Genomic DNA, 18,267 nt, shown 5'->3' on the forward strand with positions numbered 1-18,267 from the left:
ATTATAGGCGTGATTCGTTTAAACTTAAAATCAATAATGCTTATAATGGTATTAATTTTTCAAATACCCAGTAATGACTTTATAAAGCGAACCAATGAAACATTTATCCTTAGAAGCCTTACGCAGTTTTAGTGCGGTGATTGAGCTGGGTAGTATGACACTTGCCGGCGAACGCATGGGTCGTTCTCAGCCAGCTATTAGTTTGCAGCTTAAAAAGCTGGAGCAGCAACTGGGCGTTGAACTGCTAACGCGTCAGGGCAGCGGCTTTGCTCTTACCGCCGACGGTGACGTGTTATTTGACTACGCCCAGCGAATGTTGGCGCTGAATGATCAGGCCTGGGCGCAGTTCGAACCGCAACAGGTTAGCGGTAAAGTGCGGCTGGGTATTACCAGTGAATTCGCTTCCAGTTTGTTACCTAAAGTGCTGGGGCAGTTTGCTCAAGTTTACCCGCAGGTTACGCTGCAGGTGACTTCCGCGTTGAGTAAAGACTTACTGTCCGGACTAGGACAGCAATTCGATATTATTCTGGCACTGCGCGAACAGACCAATAAAAGCGATGTTTTGATTCAGCGCGAAGAGCTGGTTTGGGTGGGCTCCCCCGCATTGGTTGAACAAGCCAGCTTGCCTTTGGTTGTGGCTCCAGAAGGATGCATTTACCGCCGCCGTGCCGAACAGAGTCTGCAACGGATACACCAGCCCTACAGAATTACCTACACCAACACCGACTTCTCAGGGCTTACCGCCGCACTACACAGCAGTTTGGGAATAACCGTGCTGGCCCGCAGCACGGTACCAGATAGTGTTTCGGTCATTGATGCGCTTGCCAATGGAAAGAAATTACCAGCCCCGGGCTCAGTCAACGTCATTATGCGCCTGGCAGGTGGCGCTTCAAGTGCAGCGTCTCAATTGGCGGATTATCTGAAAGCGAGAATTTGAACATTTCACCTGACGTGAACGTCAGGCTACATATGGGTCGGATGTCGGGTAGCCTGATGCTATTGCATCAGGTGGGATGTTTAAATGATCAGATGAGCCGTTTGAATAATAAAGCGATGGTGGTGGGTTCGATATCTCACCTGACGTGAACGTCAGGCTACGACCGTTGCATCAGCCTAACGCTATCGCTGCAAGCTTCCTTTTGAGAAAGGTGAGTTTGCTTGGCAGTGCGAAAGCCAGGGCGCGTAGGCCTTTAATTACTGGGTTTGCTGTGCCGAAACCGCGTTTGAACGTTTCCATTGCGGCTATCATGAGCTGAGCGTCGGCTTTGCGCTCCCGCTGATACGCACTCAAAGAGCGGTGCAATTGCGCCAGCGAGGATAAATCCGCACCCTCAATTTTCTCGGTTAAGGCTTTCACGTCACCAAAACCTAAGTTGGCGCCCTGCCCGGCCAGCGGGTGAATGGTGTGAGCCGCGTCACCAGCCAAAACAATACGATACTGATACCATTGGCGGGCATACTGCATTCTAAGCGGGAAGGCTTTGATATCAGAGACACACTCGCAACCGCCTAATACCCGCCCCGACTCTGTTTCCACCTGTTTTGCAAAGCGCTCCGGTGTCTCATTAAGCAAGTTTCTGGCAAGATCTTCATCGGCAGACCAGACAATAGAAACCGTATGAGAGTCAGGCGTTGGTAAAAGCGCCAGCGGCCCGGTAGGCAAAAACACCTGACGAGCCACGCCATTATGCGGTTGTTCCGTGCGAATGTTCGCCACAATGCCTTGCTGACCGTAGTCCCAGAAAGAAATTGGTAATTCAGCATACTGACGCACTTTCGAACGACCACCGTCGGCTCCAATTATTAGATCAGCTGACAGTAACCACTCACCAACTTCTATTTCTGCGGGGTGAGAACCGTCGCCGCCGTGAACCATTGTCCACTCCTGCGTCTGTAAAATCTCAACACCGGCCTGCTCAGCACATTGCCACAAAAAATGCTCCACCACGTTGTTTTCAACAATAGCGCCTAAATCTGCGGCGTTAATTTCCTTTGCGGAAAACTCAATATGCGCCGGGCTGTCTTTATCCCACACTTGCATGCTCTGGTAGGGGCCGCTTCGGTGTTCCTGCACTAAAGGCCAGGCACCGCAGTCTTTTAATACGCTGCGACTGCGATCATTCAATGCGCTCACCCGTAAAGCCAGCTCGTCAGAAAGTTCAGGCTGCGAATGTCTTTCCAGCACCATCACTCGGCGGTTCTGTTGAGCCAGACGTATCGCCAGACTCAGGCCAATCATGCCGCCACCAACAATCACAACATCTAACTTTTTGCGTTTCATGGTCATGGTTGCATCCCCATGGTTAAGCGTGCAAAGGCGGATTTCAGCGGCGAGCAATGCTGCAGTAACATCAGCGCACTGTTACGGCCCACAACAGTGGGTAAATAATGGTTTGAGAAACCACGCACCAGACCGTCGGTCAACTTAATAATGGCCTGATAGTCGCGTTCGCGGTTCTGCTCGTAGCCTTGTAAAACGCGGAAATTACCGGGGTCATCGGTTGTTGCCAGTACTTCACACAACACTTCGGTATCCCGCAGGCCCAGGTTAAACCCCTGCCCGGCTATGGGGTGTAAGGCATGCGAGGCATTACCAATAATAACACTGCGATGATGGGTTGAGCGTTTAGCTCGGCGTAAAATGAGCGGATAAAAAACCCGCTTCGATACCCCGGTAAATAAGCCTGCACGGTAGCCAAAGGCCTGCTGACAACGGTGTAGAAATTCGGTATCTGACCATTGTTCGGCGGCTTCACGTTGTTTTTCAGTAAAGCTCCACACCAATGAGGCCTGCGAATTCTGCATGGGCAACAAAGCAATGGGTCCAGCTTCGGTAAAACGCTCAAAAGCCCAGCCATCTAAGGGCTGTTTCATGTCTAAGGTGGCAATACAGCCAAACTGACCGTAGTCGTAGGTATCGGATTTTAATTCAAGCTGCTCGCGCACTAACGAGTTCTGGCCGTCGGCGCCAATCAGCAATTTAGTCTGTAATTTCTGCGCGTTATCCAGAGTGAGTTCAACCTGATCCTGCTGCTGTTCCAGTAACTCCAGTCGCACACCGGACAACCAGTTTAAATTAGGCTGTTTCTGGCAACTCAGGTATAGGTTATTGACCAGCTCTGCAGCTGAAACCACGCGCCCCAGCGCCTCAACTCTTTCATGTTCCGCGTGTAATTCGGCAGCGCCGGAAAAACCACGATCAGAAATATGAATGTGTTTTATTGGGGTAGTATCAATGCCATCGAGCGCACCAAGGCTTTGTAACCGCTTTGCTGAGGCAGCTGCCAGCGCAATAATACGTTTGTCGGCAGGCGGGCCTTCGGCGCGTGGTTCACACACCACAATACGCCAGTCCGGTCGTTGCTGCGCCAGCATTAAGCCTGTTAAGGCACCCACTAAGCTGCCTCCGGCTATAACCACATCAGCCTGAGTTACTGGCTTTTCATCCATTCTTCAATCTCTTCAATGGTTTTTGGTACGCCCGCGGTCATGTTGTCAAAGCCATCGGCTGTTACTACCAGGTCATCTTCTATACGAATGCCTATGCCGCGCCACTTTTCGTCAACCTCGGCGTCTTCCGGAATATAAATGCCCGGCTCTACCGTCAGCACCATGCCGGGTTTAAAGGAAACCGGCTCGCCTTCACTGTTGCGATAACGACCCACATCGTGAACGTCCAGACCCAGCCAGTGGCCTAATCCATGAATAAAATAGGTTTTCCAGCGCTGTTCTTTAAAATTCTCTTCGGCATCACCGGTTAAAATACCAAGCTCTGTCAGGCCATCGCTAATGACCCGCGCTGCGGCTTCGCTCGCATTAACCAGATTACTGTCGGGTTTTATTTCGGCAAAGGCGGCTTGCTGAGCTTTCAGCACTAAATTGTAAAGTATGCTCTGTGGCTCACTGAACTTTCCATTCACCGGGAAGGTGCGGGTAATGTCTGCTGCATAACCCTGGTATTCCGCCCCGGCATCCACCAGCAGTAAATCGCCGTTGCGCAGAACGTCGCGGTTGTCGGTGTAATGCAAAATGCAGGCATTTGCACCGCCGCCGCTAATAATGCCATAGGCCGGATGCAAAGCGCCGTTCATAGCAAACTCGTGATGCAACTCCGCCGCTACCTGATACTCGTGCTTACCGTCTTCGACAAAACGCATAATGCGACGAAAGGCCTGCGTGCTAATGCGTGCCGCTTCTTTCATTACCGCAATTTCTGCTGCGGACTTAATTAAACGCATGGCATCCAGGTTAGGCCTCAAGTCAGACAAGCTCTGAGGCGCCAGTTTGCCGCTTCGTCTGGCTTTAACACTCACTTCGTCACGAGCTTCGCTGACTAACTCGGCCAGTATTGAATCTTCACCCATAGGGTAAAAAACCGATTCTATGCCCTGCAACAATTCGGGTAAGCGTTCGGGCAAGGTATCGAGGTCTTCTGCGCTATCGACAGCTAAGGCTTCAACGGCATTTTCATAACCCAGACGCAACCCGTGCCAGACTTCGTGCTTTGGGTCTTTGTCCTGACAGAATAAAACACTGCGTGGGTTGCTGTCGTTGATCAGCAGCAACACAGCGTCCGGTTCATTAAAACCGGTTAAGTAGAAAAAGTCGCTGTTTTGCCGAAACGGAAACTCGGTATCGTTGCTACGGGTAACTTCACTGCTGGCGGCAACCAGTGCCAGTGAATTAGTCGGCAACAATTGCAGTAACTGCTGCCGGCGCTGGTTAAATTCGTCCTGCGGAATAACGTCTTTCATCAACGACCTCAACTCCGTCAGTATTAATGTAAAGTTTTAGGCGGCTGGTTCGCGGGCTGTTCTTTTCGGCCTAACTCGGTGTAGCACATCATGGCTGAAATACGCAGATACTCGACAATTTCGGTGTAGGCTCGTTCTTCTTCCTCATCACCGTCGTCGGTAAATTCTATTTTTGCCAGCTCGACCATGTCTTCAATGGCTTCTTTTAAATCACCACTTAAATTGGTCATATTTTCCTGGTTCACACCATAGCCCACTAAAAAGGCGTTAACCCAGCCAGCCAGCGCGTTTAAGCGGTCAGACAACGGCGTTGTGTCTTCAGGTAACAACAAGCGGTAGCCTAAATCTTCGTCGCCCAGCGAGTGCTCAATTTCTTCGGCCTGCTGTTGCAGCAAGTTCTCCAGCTCAACGGGCAAGCCCTGTCCGTCGTATGCCAAATCTGACATTAAAATCATTAATTCATTGCTTTTGGCGTCGCTACCGGTGGCTATTAGCCCGGTTAACATGCCCTGCACTTCCGACGCACTTGGCGTCATATCGTATTGTGCGTAAAGCTCAACTAAACGGTCATAATTAAAACGTGTCGACATTCACATTCTGCCTTTGGTTAATCTTGCCCTAATCCTAACACTGGCTTTACGTAATCGCTAGCTGACAAACACCGGTAGCTCATGCCATAATGCCGTTATCAACGCTGTTGAGTCAGTTGCAAGGAGTCTTTGAATGACCGCAAAAACCATGGATATAAAATTGCTGGAACGTAACTACAAGGTCGCTTGTCCTATTGGGCAGGAGAGTGCGTTACAGCAAGCGGCAGATGCGCTTAATGAAAGGCTTGAAGAAACCAAGGAACGGACCCAACTGACCAATGTGGAACAGATAGCAGTAATGACAGCCCTGAATTTGTGTCATGAATGGATTCAGGATCAAAATGAACAATCTGCAAAAACTGCTAAGCTGGAAGAGAAAATTCAGTTGCTTCAGGCAACCATTGAACAGGCTATGAGTGAGCAACGCTCACAACGTAACCGTTAACGGTTAACCTAAAGCAACAATGTAAACCCTTTTGCGGTTTCCTGGGGTGTTTGCCAGCAGGCTTATGTCCCTGAGCCGATGCTTGTATTAAAAGGGGATCACTGGCCTGCCATGAGCAAGCCCGGCTTGAACCGGGAAGCCTACGGCAGATACCATTTGCTCCCCGCCTTGAACCAATGGGTTCAAGGGCTACAGCCAGCAGCGGCACCTTGGGAAGCCACCCTTATTTTTCGCGATCCGCCTTTTCCTCAGCAACAATGGCTTTAACGTCCCGCAACAGTTGCTGAGCATCGAAAATAATACCGTCTTTAATGGTGTACTGAATGCCTTCAGTGCGCATTGGCTGGTTATTATCATCCAGTTTGAAATGCCCGGTGCCATACAGCACTTTAAAGTTATCCATCGGGTTTTCATTCACAATGACCATATCGGCCTTCTTGCCAATTGCCACCGAACCAATGTCGTCTTCCATATTCAGTGCTTCGGCACCTGCCAGGCTAGCGGCATGAACCACTTCCAGAGCGTTCAGGCCAGCTTCGCGCAGTAACTCCAGCTCGCGAATGTAACCAAAACCGTAAATTTTGTAGATGTACCCTGAATCCGAGCCGGTGGTAATACGACCACTGTTTTCATGGAAGTCCTTCAAAAAGGCCATCCATTTCTGGTAGTTCTTTTTCCACGCAATTTCGTTATCGGTGGTCCAGTCAAACCAATACGAACCGTGCGCATAGCGGCTGGGCTCAAAAAAGTCCCATAACCGGGGCAACGTGTATTCGTCGTGCCATATGGCCTGGCGCTCACGCATTAAGTCACGCGAGGCTTCGTAAATGGTTAAGGTGGGGTTAATGGTAAAATCCAGTTCAATGAGTTCGTCACGCACCGCGTTCCATTTTTCAGAGCCCGGCTCTGCCGCCTGCTTCCATAAACGCCCCGCTTCTTCAAAACGGTTCTGCTCGTTGTTGTAATTATAATCTGCCGGGTAATCCTGCACGCGCTGCTCTTCAAACAAAGCCTCCGGCAAACCATACCAGTGCTCCATTGAAGTTAGGCCCAGGCGCGCCGAATCCAGTGCGCTCATTGACATCACATTCAGTTGCGCGTGATGCATCATAGTGCCTAAGCCCTGCTTGTTGGCTTCGTCCAGCGCCGCTTCCATAACCTTACGCGAAGCACCGAAAAACTTAATGCCTTTTGCGCCCTGGTCTTTTATATAGCGAACCCACTCGCGCGCCTGTTCGCCATTATAAATGGGTTTATCCCAGCCTTGTCCGAAACCAACGTAGGGAATAATTCGCGGCGACGTAATGCGGTTGTCCGCAGCGCGTTCTTCATGCCACTGAACCCAGTCCAGACCGTTAAAGCTGCCCGGTTCGCGAATGGTGGTAATACCGTGCGCCAACCACAACTTCAACACATATTCTGCAGGAATACCTTTTGCGGAACCGCCGATATGGGCGTGCATATCGACAAAGCCCGGTAAAATATATTGTCCGCTCACATCCAGCTCTTTGTCGTTAGCGCCCGCTTCAGGCCGCCCTTCCGGCTTAATTGGCACGCCTGGGTTACCCACGCTGACAATATCGACAATGCGGTCATTCTCAATAACGATATCTACCGGCCCAAAGGGCGGCGCACCTTCACCGTTAATTAATGTGCCGCCACGTAAAATAAGGCGTTCGTATGGACCTTCACCGCGGTCACGTTCCGGGGCTTTAGGTGGCGCTTGCACAGCATAGGCTGCAACCGTAAAGGCCATGGCGACCATGGCTAAAGCTATCGTTTTTATTGTTTTCATCGGTTATCCTCAGACCATTCTTCAGCGTTTTTCTAAAAGCAGACTCTAGCATGACTCGACAGAACCTTAGACGCAAGTTACAGCAGATTCGCCGCAATTTACCCGCCGAAAAGCAACAAATGGCGGCGCACGAAGTTGCCAATAGGCTGCTACAGCGTTTAAGTCACCTGCAACCAGAGCAAACCACAGTGGCCGTATATAAGAGTTTTGATGGTGAACTGCCAACCGCTCCGGTTATTGAAAAGCTGTGGCAACTGGGGGTTAACGCCGTTTTGCCGGTACTTCATCCTTTTGCTAAAGGTCATTTGCTGTTTTTACGCTATACTCCTGATACCCCAATGACGCTCAACAAGTACGGTATTCAGGAGCCTGAATTAAACGTACAGAATGTAGTACCGCTATCTGACATTCAGGTACTGCTTATGCCATTGGTGGGTTTTGATAGCCGGGGAAACCGTATAGGCATGGGTGGCGGTTATTACGACCGAACCCTGGCTCAGTGGCATAATGGCAACAGACCGAATTTATTTCCTATCGGGTTAAGTTATAACCAGCAACAGGTTGAGCACATTCCTGTCGAGAGCTGGGACATTCCATTACCAGAAGTGATAACACCGGCAAAACACTGGCGTTTCTGAAGCAAAGAAACGTCGATAAAAACCAACAAATTCCTTATACTGGCGTATAAAAAACAAACGGAGAAAAACGCTCATGTCAGGCAACGCTGATGCACTCAAAAAAGCGGCGGCAGAAGCTGCTATGCAATACATTGAAGACGGCACTGTGGTCGGAGTCGGCACTGGCTCAACGGTAAACTTTTTTATCGATGCTCTGGCCGAACGAAAGCATGACATAGAAGGCGCAGTATCCAGTTCTGAAGCCTCAACCGAGCGCCTGAAGTCGCACGGCATTGAAGTGCTTGAGCTTAACTCAGTTGTGGAGGTGCCCATATACGTAGACGGTGCTGACGAAATTACTGAGCACGGCCAAATGATTAAAGGCGGCGGTGGCGCATTAACCCGCGAGAAAATTATTGCCGCCGTGGCGAGAAAGTTTGTTTGCGTTGCAGATGAAAGCAAAATGGTTGGCCGCCTGGGTCAATTCCCGGTGCCGGTTGAAGTTATTCCTATGGCGCGCTCTTACGTTGCCCGTGAAATTGTGAAACTGGGCGGCGACCCGGTATGGCGTCAGGGTTTTACCACCGACAACGGCAACTGGATCCTCGACGTGCATAACTTCGATATTATGGAGCCAATGAAACTTGAAGCTGAGCTGAATAACATTGTCGGCGTGGTCACTAACGGATTGTTTGCCCAGCGCGGCGCTGATATCGCTTTAATTGCTCGTGAAGACGGAGTACAAACCCTGAAGGTACGTGGCTAATGCAGATATCACTGGCAAAAGATAAAATCAAAGTTTTGTTGCTGGAAGGTGTTCATGAAAGCGCTATTCAGCTGTTTCGGCATCATGGCTACCATAACCTGGAAATTCTGCAGACGTCGTTGAATGAAGACGAGCTGTGCGAAAAAATTAAAGACGCCCATATTCTGGGCATACGCTCACGCAGCCAGTTAAATGACCGAGTGTTTGCCGCTGCCGAAAAGCTCATTGCCGTGGGTTGCTTCTGTATCGGTACCAATCAGGTTGATTTAGAAGCGGCGAAAAAGCACGGTGTTATTGTTTTTAATGCGCCATTTTCAAATACCCGCAGTGTTGCTGAGCTGGTTTTAGCCGAAATTATTATGTTGTTGCGCGGCATTCCGGAAAAAAATGCCGTAGCCCACGAAGGCGGCTGGCTGAAGTCAGCAAAGCAGTCCTACGAGGCTCGCGGAAAAATACTGGGTATCGTCGGCTATGGTCATATTGGCAGTCAGCTCAGCGTATTGGCCGAGCAACTGGGCATGCACATTCGTTACTTTGACGTGGAAGACAAACTGCCCATGGGCAATGCTCAGTCCGTTCCCACGTTGGACGACTTACTGGCGCAGGCTGACATCGTCACTCTGCATGTGCCGGAAACCGAGCAGACTCAATGGATGATAGGCCGTCGCCAAATTGAGCGGATGAAGCCTGGCAGCCTGCTGATTAACGCTTCGCGCGGAACGGTTGTAGACATAGACGCTCTTGCCGAAGCCTTGTCGTCACGGCACCTGGCCGGCGCTGCTATTGATGTGTTCCCGGTTGAACCCAAAGGCAACAGCGATGAGTTTCTGTCGCCTTTGCGCGGCCTGAAAAACTGCCTGTTAACCCCCCACATTGGCGGCTCAACCTTAGAAGCTCAGGAAAACATTGGCGTTGAAGTGGCCGGCAAACTGGTGCGCTATTCCGATAACGGCTCAACGCTGTCTGCAGTGAACTTCCCTGAAGTTAGCCTGCCGACACACGCAACGGCACAGCGCCTGCTGCATATTCATAAAAACCAGCCGGGTATGCTAAACGCCATTAACCGCATTATTAGTGACAACGAAATTAACGTGGTAGGTCAGTACTTACAAACGGATGAGAAAGTTGGCTATGTAGTGATGGATATCGACAGCGATAACGGTGCCGATGTATTGCAGCAACTGAAAGACATTCCGGGCACAATTCGTGCCCGGCGCTTATTCTAGTCTTTTTTACCCATAACCGTGCGTTCCATGCTCTCTGGTGAGACATGGCGCACGTCTTTGCCTTTCACAAAGAAGATAATGTACTCGGCAATGTTCTGACAACGGTCGCCAATACGCTCTAAAGAACGTGCAGACCACAGAACATTCATAATTTTTGGAATAGAACGAGAATCTTCCATCATGTAAGTCATAAGCTGGCGTGTCAGCGCTTCATATTGACGGTCCGCCTGTTCGTCCTGCTGATGCACGTCGTAAGCCGATTCAAGATCCATGCGCGCGAAAGCATCCAGAACTTTATGCAACATGCTCAACACTTGCTGTCCGAGGTTTTCCAGACTCACCAACAGCTGTTGCTGATCGTTGTTAAAGCTTTCTTTTGCGACCTTAGCAATGCGTTCCGCTTCATCGCCAATACGCTCTAAATCAGCAATGGTTTTAATAATCGCAATAACCAGACGCAGGTCACTGGCAGCGGGCTGACGCTTAGCAATAATATGTACGCACTCTTCGTCAATCTGCACTTCCAGCTTATTGACTTTGTGGTCACTGCTCAGCACTTTTTCGGCCAACTCGGCGTCGCCTTTCTGAATTGCCAGCAGCGCATCCTGCAGCTGTTTTTCAACTAAGCCACCCATGCTCAATACACGGTTACGCACAGCCTCAAGTTCTTCGTTGAACTTGCCGGAAATGTGCTTATTCATATTCATCTTATCCATGACACTCTCCTTAACCGTAACGACCGGTAATATAATCTTCTGTTTGCTTCTCAGACGGGGTCGTAAACAGAGTATCAGTATCGGCGTACTCAATCAGTTTACCCATATACAAAAATGCTGTCTGGTCTGAGACACGCGCAGCCTGCTGCATGTTATGCGTAACAATTACCACGGTGTATTTTTCTTTCAGATCGCTAATCAACTCTTCAATGGTCAAAGTCGAAATAGGATCCAAAGCGGATGTTGGTTCGTCCAGCAACAGAATTTCCGGCTCAATGGCAATAGAACGCGCAATAACCAGACGTTGCTGCTGACCACCCGACAAGCTGAACGCACTGGCGTTTAACCGGTCTTTTACCTCGTCCCATAAGGCCGCGCCGCGCAATGATGTTTCTACCGCTTCATCCAGCACACGTTTGTCTTTTACACCCTGTAAGCGTAGACCATAAACCACATTCTCATAAATAGACTTAGGGAACGGGTTCGGGCGCTGAAACACCATACCGACACGACGACGCAGAGCAGCAACATCGACATTCTTGTCGTAAATATTGTGGCCGTGCATATCAATCTGGCCTTCAATACGACAAATTTCAACCAAGTCGTTCATGCGGTTAATGCAGCGCAGAAGCGTTGACTTACCACAACCCGATGGTCCGATAAACGCCGTTACGCGGTTATTCGGAATGCGCATAGAAATGTCATACAACGCCTGATCTTCACCGTAGTAAAGATCCAGGTTTTTAATATCTAAAGCAGTCTGTTCTGCTGGCAAGTTGTGTAAGTCCAGCTTTTCTAAGTTGCTTGTACTCGGATTTACCGAAATCATAAGTTCAGACCTTTTCGCTAATTCATCAAAACTTTCATGCTCAACTTTAGTGCTCAAGTGAGCGGTATTTTTCACGTAAGTGGTTACGCACGCCAATGGCTGTTAAGTTCAAACCGACAATAATGGTAATCAGTAAGAAAGAGGTGGCGTAAACCAACGGCCTGGCCGCTTCAACGTTTGGACTCTGGAAACCAACATCGTAAATGTGGAAACCCAGGTGCATGAATTTTCTATCCAGATGGAAGTAAGGGAAGTTTCCGTCCACCGGCAGCATAGGTGCAGACTTAACCACACCCACCAGCATCAGCGGAGCGACTTCACCCGCTGCACGGGCAACTGCCAGGATCAAACCGGTCATAATAGCCGGTGACGCCATGGGCAGAACAATACGCCAAATAGTTTCCCACTTCGTTGCCCCCAAAGACAAACTGCCTTCACGTAACGTCGGTGGGATGCGCGAAAGCCCTTCCTCGGTCGCGACAATCACCACGGGCAACGTCAATATAGCCAGAGTAACAGCAGACCACAAAACACCCGGCGTACCAAAAGTAGGATTAGGTAAGGCCTCCGGGTAGAAAATTTGATCGAGACTGCCACCCACCATATAAACAAAGAAGCCTAAACCAAATACGCCGTAAACAATCGACGGTACACCGGCGAGGTTAATGACAGCAATACGAATTAATTTAGTAACCGCATTTTTGCCCGCATATTCATGTAAATAGACTGCCGCAATAACGCCAAACGGAGCGACAATAATTGACATCAACAGCACCATAAATACGGTACCGAAAATCGCAGGGAACACCCCACCTTCGGTATTTGCTTCGCGTGGTGGCTCTGACACAAATTTGCCAATTTGCTGGAAGAAGTGACCCAGCTTGGCAAAAAAGCCCATGTCGTTAGGGAAGTTCACATCCAGCACCTGATACATCGGCACCTTGATTTCCTCACCGCGCATATCGCGCATGATCAAAGAGTCGCGTCCCGCTTTATCACGAAGTGCAAACAGCTCTTTCTCATACTCCAGATACTGACTCTGCAATTGTTCACGACGCTGTTCAATATCGTTTATCGCTTCTTCAGTCAGGCTGCCGCTAAGCTCAAGGCCACGGCGCTGGAGGTTTAATTGCGTTAACTCATAGTTAATAGCACCAATTTCGCCTTCCTGCAGCGCCATAGCTTTTTCATTAAGCTCTACCGCCCGTTCCATGCGTTGAAACAGCTCTTCTCGCAAGTTGCCTTGTGTCGCAACTCGCTCCCCCTGCTGCTCAATCGCAACGGGATAGCCATAGAAGTTACCATCTTTGGTTCGTTCAATAACGGCAAGGCCAGCTGGCGTTTCGTCGGCACGAATCGCTGGCCCTAATACCCAGGCAAAATCGAGAGGCACATACTCACGGTTACCAATTTTCATTAAGTAACGAGTAACCTTCTCGCCCTCATAGCCGTCCATGATAGTGCCGGCGTCACTCACTCGTGAAGTTGGCACCGACTCGCTTTCATAGATTTCGCCAATTAACGTGCGCGTTGAGCCATCAGCCTGTTCAATAGACATTTCGTGAATAGCTGAAGGCCAGAAAAATGACAGCCCGCGCCAGCCAATCATAAGCACCAGCCCGACAACAGCTATCAGGCTGACACTGACCGAACCGGCGGTTAACCAGATCCAGGGCTTTCCGGATTTAAACCATTTATTCATTGCTATAAACCTCTGTTCCGGAATTACATCGAGCTGTATTTGTCACGCAAGCGTTGACGGACAAATTCAGCAATGGTGTTAAAGAAGAAGGTAAATATGAACAGCACGAAAGCCGCCAGGAACAAGATTCGGTAGTGCGAGCTACCAACCTCAGACTCCGGCATCTCGACCGCAATGTTGGCAGATAAGGTGCGCATACCTTCGAAGATGTTCCAGTCCATAATTGGCGTATTACCGGTTGCCATCAGTACTATCATTGTCTCGCCTACGGCACGTCCCAATCCCATCATGACCGCTGAGAATATACCCGGACTGGCTGTTAGCAGAACCACTTTAGTTAAGGTTTGCCATGGTGTAGCGCCCAGCGCTAGCGAACCGTTAGATAAATGTTTCGGTACACTGAACACGGCGTCTTCCGCAATTGAGAAAATGGTCGGGATAACCGCAAAGCCCATCGCAATACCAACAACCAGGGAGTTACGCTGGTCAAAGGTTATGCCCAGTTCATTGGTTAAATAGCCACGCACGTTACCGTCAAACAGAACTTCCTCAACCCATGGACTAAGGCCGAAAGAGAACCAGCCAACCAGCAACACCACAGGTATTAGCAGTAAAGCCGCACGTCCGTCGGTAACGGTGTTACGAATATGGGAGGGTAACCTCGACCATAAGAATGCCGTCAGTATTATCGCTGCCGGCACCAGCAGCAAAACGGCTATCAGACCCGGAAGATACCTCTCGATTATCGGTGCCAGCCAAAGACCCGCCAAAAAGCCGAGAATAACCGTCGGTAAGGCTTCCATAATTTCAACGGTCGGCTTGACGTATTTACGCACCGACGGAGACATAAAGTACGCCGTGTAAACAGCCGCTGCCAAACCAATAGGCACAGCAAACAACATTGCATACGCTGCTGCCTTGATGGTACCAAAAGCAATGGGTACCAAACTGTATTTAGACTCGAAGTCATCGGAACCAGAGGTCGACTGCCAGGTGTAGTCAGGCTCTGGGTAACCTTCGTACCAGACTTCCTGCCACATAGCACTCCAGGTTACCTCAGGATGTTCGTTCTTAATATCAAACACACTGAAGCGATTACCACTTTGCATAATGAGGTAGTTGGCACGTGGGTCGACCATGACATGCTCTACACCGGTCTCAAGAGGATTTCCCCGATACAGATCCGCCTCTGATGTCGTATAGAATATGCCCAGCTGTCCGTTTTCTGAAACGGTGTAGAAAGTACGTCGATAGTATTCAACTTCAATATCTTTAACTGGCGAGCCGGCATCAAATGAGCGAATATATTGATATTGTCGACCTTCATCTGTCGCTACCTGGAACCACTGTGTTACCAGCCCGGTATCATGAGTCACCAATATAGAACTTGCCCCGGCTAGTAAATAGAGGCCCGTGGCATTACCCTGCTCACGCGCATTAACCAGCATTAATTCACGCTCAGTCACCTGGCCTGAAATTCCGACATCGAATACGTGAATTCGGTTACCGCGACGTGCCATAACCTGACGTAAGTCCGGCGTGACAATTAAGTCATCGATAGTACCGTTTAGAGTCACTTTATGAAAAACCGGCTTTAATGTCGTTTCACCCGTCATAAAGTTTTCTTCTGCTGCGTATTTGGTAATAAGCAGGTTATTACCGCCCTGCACAGCAGCAAACATCATGGTGTCACCATCGCTCTCGTAAGCCAGCTTTTCTAGAGCCTGACCACTTTCATCGACAACTAATGGTTCGCCATTATTCAATACCTCTACACGCGGCGTTATAGTGCGCTCAAGTGCGCCTGTTTGAGGGTCTTCAGCAAAAGACACTTTAAATTTAGGCTGAACCACCATCGCCGTACCATCGTTCAGACCGTATGCGTACTGCTTGTTGACCGGCAGAGTGCTGGCAAAACTCGTTATTTTGTCATCAGAAACCACTTCTTTTGAGTCGATGATATCGCCGGCCTTGCGCTTAACGATAGATTTATCGGCCAGCGCAAAGAACTCAAATTTTCCCGATTTCATTAGACGGTAGCCAATTTCGGCCTGCTCTTCCATGCCAAGTGCTTCTACATCATCACTGTTTGGCAAAGAAAAGCTCTGTTCCTCTTTTAAGGAAACCGATTCGAAAATAGGCTGAACAACATAAAGCAGATAGAAAAAGATAAGCAACAGCGCTACCAACACCATAATGCCACCTAAAGTGACACCATAGCGTGCGGCACGATCTTTAAATAATCGGCCCCGATTAGCGGCTAGTTGTTGAGCTGACAGTGATGCCATCAGAAACCTCAAGTTTGAATACGCGTTACTAAAAGTCTGCAGACAGTTTAGTTGAATAATATGACAGTATTGTTACACCGCTGTCATATTTTCTTAATAATGCAGTAATAGTTATAAAAAAAGCCGGCAGCAAGCTACCGGCTATTTGTTTTCAGGGACAAATTATTCTAAGCCAAGCTTCTTCAGTTCGGCTTTAACTATCGCATTTGGCAAGCCTATGTAACCGTCTTTATTGACGATATCCTGACCTGTTTTTGACAAAATCATGCGCAGGAACTCGCCTTCCGCTTTACCCAAAGGTTTAGTCGGATGCTTATTCACATAAATGTATAGGAAGCGAGCTAATGGATACTGACCTGCCAGCGCATTTTCAGCGGTTGCACCAATAAACTCCTGACCTTCGGCTTTGGCGATAGGTACCGATTTAACGCCTGAAGTCACATAGCCTATGCCGGAATAACCAATCGCATTAATTGAGGTAGAGACTGACTGCACCACAGAAGCTGAACCCGGTTGCTCGTTCACGCTAGAACGGAAGTCGCCGTCGCATAATGCTATTTCTTTAAAATAACCGTAGGTGCCGGATACCGAGTTACGGCCATAAAGCTGCAAGTCGCGGTTAGCCCACTCATCTTCCATGCCCAGGTCGCCCCAGCGATTAACTTGCTTGTTCAGGCCACACTTACGTGTTGAGGAGAAGATAGCGTCAACTTCAGGAATCGTCAGACCTTCAATCGGATTATCTTTATGTACGAATACGGCCAACGCATCGATAGCAACACGAACCGGAGTTGGCTTGTAACCGTGGCGTTTTTCAAAAGATTCGATTTCTTTTGACTTCATTGCACGGCTCATAGGGCCAAAGTTTGATGTGCCTTCAGTTAAGGCCGGAGGAGCTGTTGAAGAACCTGCCGCCTGAACCTGAATGTTCACGCTTGGGTAGTTGCGCTTAAACTCTTCACTCCAGAAGGTCACCATATTAGCTAAGGTATCAGAACCAACTGAAGATAAGTTGCCTGATAAACCGCTGACTTTTTCGTATTCTGGTAAATCGTCAGTTGCCGCAGCTAACGAGCTGAACGCCAGTGAACCTGCAACCACTAAACCGGTTAATGTTTTGTTCAAAGTTGATTGAAACATAGTGTATTCACCTCTAAGGGTTATTGAACTGTTTTCGAATTGTGGTCAGTTTAAGACGGTTATGTGACAACTTTATGACAATATGAAAATTTTATGACTAACTGACTAATAGTCCACTCGGTATTCGAAATGAAAAGCGACTGCCCTTTTCCAGCGAGCTATTAATGTCTAATTGCGAGTTGTGATGTTCTATTGCGTGCTTAACTATCGACAGCCCCAAACCAGTACCACCACTGGCACTGTTGCGATCATCCTCAACCCGGTAGAAACGTTCGGTAAGGCGCGGCAAATGTTCTGCAGCAATGCCTTTACCGTTATCTTTCACGCTAAACTCAACACCACCGGCTACGGTTTTCCAGGTGACTTTTATTTCACCGCCGCTGGGTGTGTAATTAATAGCGTTCGTTATTAAGTTCTGCATCGCACTGCGCAGCAAGTTTTCTTTGCCGTAAATCCGCACTGGCGCAACGTCAAACTCAATCTTATGTTGTTTCGCTTCGTTTAAACGCTTCGCTTCAGACTCTAACTGTTCCAGCAAAGCCGGCATGTCAACTTCGTGGTCAAAGACATCGTTGCTTGGCGTTTCCATGCGCGACAAGGTGAGCAACTGATCTACAAGGTTAGCCATGCGGGTGCTTTGGGCATTCATGTTTTCGACTGCTTTTTTCAGCATGGCCGGCGGCGTCTGTTCAGGCTCATCCATCATTTCCAGATAACCCTGCAATACTGTCAGCGGCGTTTTCAGTTCGTGAGACACGTTTGCCACAAACTCACGACGTAAGTTCTCCAGACGTTTCACCTGAGTTACGTCACGGGCAACCAGAAGAAACTGGTCTTCACTGTACGGCATAATGCGAATTTCAATATCCAGACTTTCACGAATGGGCGAAGGAATCGTCAGTTCTTCGTCAAAATTGCCTGCGTTCAGGTAGGCATAGAATTCGGGGTGCCGAATCAGGTTAGATAACCGCTGTCCGGCATCGTCTGGCCAACGCAAACCGAAATAAAACTGCGCCAGCTTATTACTCCACAGCAATGCACCGTCGGCACGGAACACAATAGCAGCGTCAGGCAAAGCTTCAGCAGCTTCACGAAAACGTCGTAATAAGCGAGCTAAAGATTTACGTCTTTTCTGACTGCGTCGCTGCGAGCGATAAATGCCATCGTAAATATAAGACCAACTGCCCGGCGCAGAAGGCGGCATTAAAGTGCGGCTTTGCCACAACCATTTAATGAGCTTTTGCTGATAATAATAATGCCAGCAGACCAGTCCTAATAACACCAGAGCCATTACCGGCCAGAACAGGTCAAACAGCCAGCCAATAAATAAAAAAGGCAGCAGGAATAAGCCCAGGCTGGTCAGTGACTGCCAGTTAGAATAGTTCCTGTCCATACTAAA

At 49.0% G+C, this 18,267-nt stretch carries 16 protein-coding genes and 1 other RNA gene; 6 read left to right on the forward strand and 11 right to left on the reverse strand.

What is annotated here, in order from left to right:
- The first annotated feature begins 94 nt into the window (after positions 1-94).
- Positions 95-937 (forward strand): LysR family transcriptional regulator, encoded by an 843-nt coding sequence (locus NJR55_RS06690; RefSeq protein ID WP_034822298.1) that lies wholly within the window; start codon positions 95-97, stop codon positions 935-937.
- A gap of 171 nt (positions 938-1,108) precedes the next feature.
- Here NJR55_RS06690 and NJR55_RS06695 read toward each other — a convergent pair whose 3' ends face one another.
- The 4 genes from NJR55_RS06695 to NJR55_RS06710 are packed head-to-tail and all read right to left on the reverse strand — an operon-like array spanning position 1,109 to position 5,344.
- Positions 1,109-2,287 (reverse strand): FAD-dependent oxidoreductase, encoded by a 1,179-nt coding sequence (locus NJR55_RS06695; RefSeq protein WP_253618952.1) that lies wholly within the window; start codon positions 2,285-2,287, stop codon positions 1,109-1,111.
- Positions 2,284-3,450, reverse strand: a complete 1,167-nt coding sequence (ubiH, locus tag NJR55_RS06700; protein WP_253618954.1) for a 2-octaprenyl-6-methoxyphenyl hydroxylase — start codon at positions 3,448-3,450, stop codon at positions 2,284-2,286. The genes NJR55_RS06695 and ubiH overlap by 4 nt, the downstream gene beginning before the upstream one ends.
- A complete protein-coding gene (gene pepP / locus NJR55_RS06705) occupies positions 3,432-4,754 on the reverse strand; it encodes a Xaa-Pro aminopeptidase (RefSeq protein WP_253618956.1) in 1,323 nt (440 codons plus the stop codon). The genes ubiH and pepP overlap by 19 nt, the downstream gene beginning before the upstream one ends.
- A gap of 23 nt (positions 4,755-4,777) precedes the next feature.
- Positions 4,778-5,344, reverse strand: a complete 567-nt coding sequence (locus NJR55_RS06710; RefSeq protein WP_253618958.1) for a UPF0149 family protein — start codon at positions 5,342-5,344, stop codon at positions 4,778-4,780.
- A 133-nt stretch (positions 5,345-5,477) separates the two neighbouring features.
- On the opposite strand from NJR55_RS06710, the gene zapA reads away from it, so the two are divergent.
- Both zapA and ssrS read left to right on the forward strand, forming a co-directional pair.
- Positions 5,478-5,789 carry a cell division protein ZapA gene (gene zapA / locus NJR55_RS06715; protein WP_011235328.1) on the forward strand — a complete coding sequence of 104 codons (312 nt, stop codon included), beginning with the start codon at positions 5,478-5,480 and terminating at the stop codon, positions 5,787-5,789.
- Between the two features lie 35 nt (positions 5,790-5,824).
- A non-coding RNA gene (gene ssrS, locus NJR55_RS06720) (6S RNA) lies at positions 5,825-6,009 on the forward strand.
- A gap of 3 nt (positions 6,010-6,012) precedes the next feature.
- Here ssrS and NJR55_RS06725 read toward each other — a convergent pair.
- Positions 6,013-7,584: an amidohydrolase family protein gene (locus NJR55_RS06725; protein WP_253618961.1), complete on the reverse strand. Its 1,572-nt coding sequence runs from the start codon at positions 7,582-7,584 to the stop codon at positions 6,013-6,015.
- A 50-nt stretch (positions 7,585-7,634) separates the two neighbouring features.
- Between NJR55_RS06725 and NJR55_RS06730 the strand changes: the two genes are divergently transcribed.
- From NJR55_RS06730 to serA, 3 genes are all read left to right on the forward strand, one after another.
- A complete protein-coding gene (locus NJR55_RS06730) occupies positions 7,635-8,222 on the forward strand; it encodes a 5-formyltetrahydrofolate cyclo-ligase (RefSeq protein ID WP_253618963.1) in 588 nt (195 codons plus the stop codon).
- Positions 8,223-8,295: 73 nt separating this feature from the next.
- On the forward strand, positions 8,296-8,967 hold the full coding sequence (rpiA, locus tag NJR55_RS06735; RefSeq protein ID WP_253618971.1) for a ribose-5-phosphate isomerase RpiA: 672 nt from the start codon (positions 8,296-8,298) through the stop codon (positions 8,965-8,967).
- Positions 8,967-10,193, forward strand: a complete 1,227-nt coding sequence (serA, locus tag NJR55_RS06740; protein ID WP_253618973.1) for a phosphoglycerate dehydrogenase — start codon at positions 8,967-8,969, stop codon at positions 10,191-10,193. The genes rpiA and serA overlap by 1 nt, the downstream gene beginning before the upstream one ends.
- Here the strand turns inward: serA and phoU are convergent.
- The 6 genes from phoU to phoR all read right to left on the reverse strand — a co-directional run bounded on the left by phoU (position 10,190) and on the right by phoR (position 18,261).
- Positions 10,190-10,909, reverse strand: coding sequence for a phosphate signaling complex protein PhoU (gene phoU / locus NJR55_RS06745; RefSeq protein ID WP_253618975.1), 720 nt, complete (start codon positions 10,907-10,909; stop codon positions 10,190-10,192). The genes serA and phoU overlap by 4 nt on opposite strands.
- Before the next feature lie 10 nt (positions 10,910-10,919).
- Positions 10,920-11,738 carry a phosphate ABC transporter ATP-binding protein PstB gene (gene pstB / locus NJR55_RS06750; protein WP_253618977.1) on the reverse strand — a complete coding sequence of 273 codons (819 nt, stop codon included), beginning with the start codon at positions 11,736-11,738 and terminating at the stop codon, positions 10,920-10,922.
- Positions 11,739-11,784: 46 nt separating this feature from the next.
- Positions 11,785-13,440 carry a phosphate ABC transporter permease PstA gene (gene pstA, locus NJR55_RS06755; protein ID WP_253618979.1) on the reverse strand — a complete coding sequence of 552 codons (1,656 nt, stop codon included), beginning with the start codon at positions 13,438-13,440 and terminating at the stop codon, positions 11,785-11,787.
- 23 nt (positions 13,441-13,463) lie between these two features.
- Entirely contained in the window at positions 13,464-15,728 is a 2,265-nt protein-coding gene (locus tag NJR55_RS06760; protein ID WP_253618981.1) for an ABC transporter permease subunit, read from the reverse strand.
- Positions 15,729-15,890: 162 nt separating this feature from the next.
- Positions 15,891-16,868, reverse strand: a complete 978-nt coding sequence (locus tag NJR55_RS06765) for a PstS family phosphate ABC transporter substrate-binding protein (protein ID WP_253618983.1) — start codon at positions 16,866-16,868, stop codon at positions 15,891-15,893.
- A gap of 97 nt (positions 16,869-16,965) precedes the next feature.
- Positions 16,966-18,261 (reverse strand): phosphate regulon sensor histidine kinase PhoR, encoded by a 1,296-nt coding sequence (gene phoR, locus NJR55_RS06770; protein ID WP_253618985.1) that lies wholly within the window; start codon positions 18,259-18,261, stop codon positions 16,966-16,968.
- Positions 18,262-18,267 lie beyond the last annotated feature (6 nt).

Origin of the sequence: Idiomarina rhizosphaerae (assembly GCF_024159085.1) — a bacterium.
Taxonomy (GTDB): Bacteria; Pseudomonadota; Gammaproteobacteria; order Enterobacterales; family Alteromonadaceae; genus Idiomarina; species Idiomarina rhizosphaerae.

Coding starts and splice junctions, on each gene's coding strand:
- zapA (WP_011235328.1), top strand. CDS start 5,478: ATGACCGCAAAAACCATGGATATAAAATTGCTGGAACGTAACTACAAG.
- NJR55_RS06760 (WP_253618981.1), bottom strand. CDS start 15,728: ATGGCATCACTGTCAGCTCAACAACTAGCCGCTAATCGGGGCCGATTA.
- pstB (WP_253618977.1), bottom strand. CDS start 11,738: ATGATTTCGGTAAATCCGAGTACAAGCAACTTAGAAAAGCTGGACTTA.
- pstA (WP_253618979.1), bottom strand. CDS start 13,440: ATGAATAAATGGTTTAAATCCGGAAAGCCCTGGATCTGGTTAACCGCC.
- NJR55_RS06690 (WP_034822298.1), top strand. CDS start 95: ATGAAACATTTATCCTTAGAAGCCTTACGCAGTTTTAGTGCGGTGATT.
- rpiA (WP_253618971.1), top strand. CDS start 8,296: ATGTCAGGCAACGCTGATGCACTCAAAAAAGCGGCGGCAGAAGCTGCT.
- serA (WP_253618973.1), top strand. CDS start 8,967: ATGCAGATATCACTGGCAAAAGATAAAATCAAAGTTTTGTTGCTGGAA.
- phoR (WP_253618985.1), bottom strand. CDS start 18,261: ATGGACAGGAACTATTCTAACTGGCAGTCACTGACCAGCCTGGGCTTA.
- NJR55_RS06710 (WP_253618958.1), bottom strand. CDS start 5,344: ATGTCGACACGTTTTAATTATGACCGTTTAGTTGAGCTTTACGCACAA.
- NJR55_RS06765 (WP_253618983.1), bottom strand. CDS start 16,868: ATGTTTCAATCAACTTTGAACAAAACATTAACCGGTTTAGTGGTTGCA.
- NJR55_RS06730 (WP_253618963.1), top strand. CDS start 7,635: ATGACTCGACAGAACCTTAGACGCAAGTTACAGCAGATTCGCCGCAAT.
- NJR55_RS06725 (WP_253618961.1), bottom strand. CDS start 7,584: ATGAAAACAATAAAAACGATAGCTTTAGCCATGGTCGCCATGGCCTTT.
- pepP (WP_253618956.1), bottom strand. CDS start 4,754: ATGAAAGACGTTATTCCGCAGGACGAATTTAACCAGCGCCGGCAGCAG.
- NJR55_RS06695 (WP_253618952.1), bottom strand. CDS start 2,287: ATGACCATGAAACGCAAAAAGTTAGATGTTGTGATTGTTGGTGGCGGC.
- phoU (WP_253618975.1), bottom strand. CDS start 10,909: ATGGATAAGATGAATATGAATAAGCACATTTCCGGCAAGTTCAACGAA.
- ubiH (WP_253618954.1), bottom strand. CDS start 3,450: ATGGATGAAAAGCCAGTAACTCAGGCTGATGTGGTTATAGCCGGAGGC.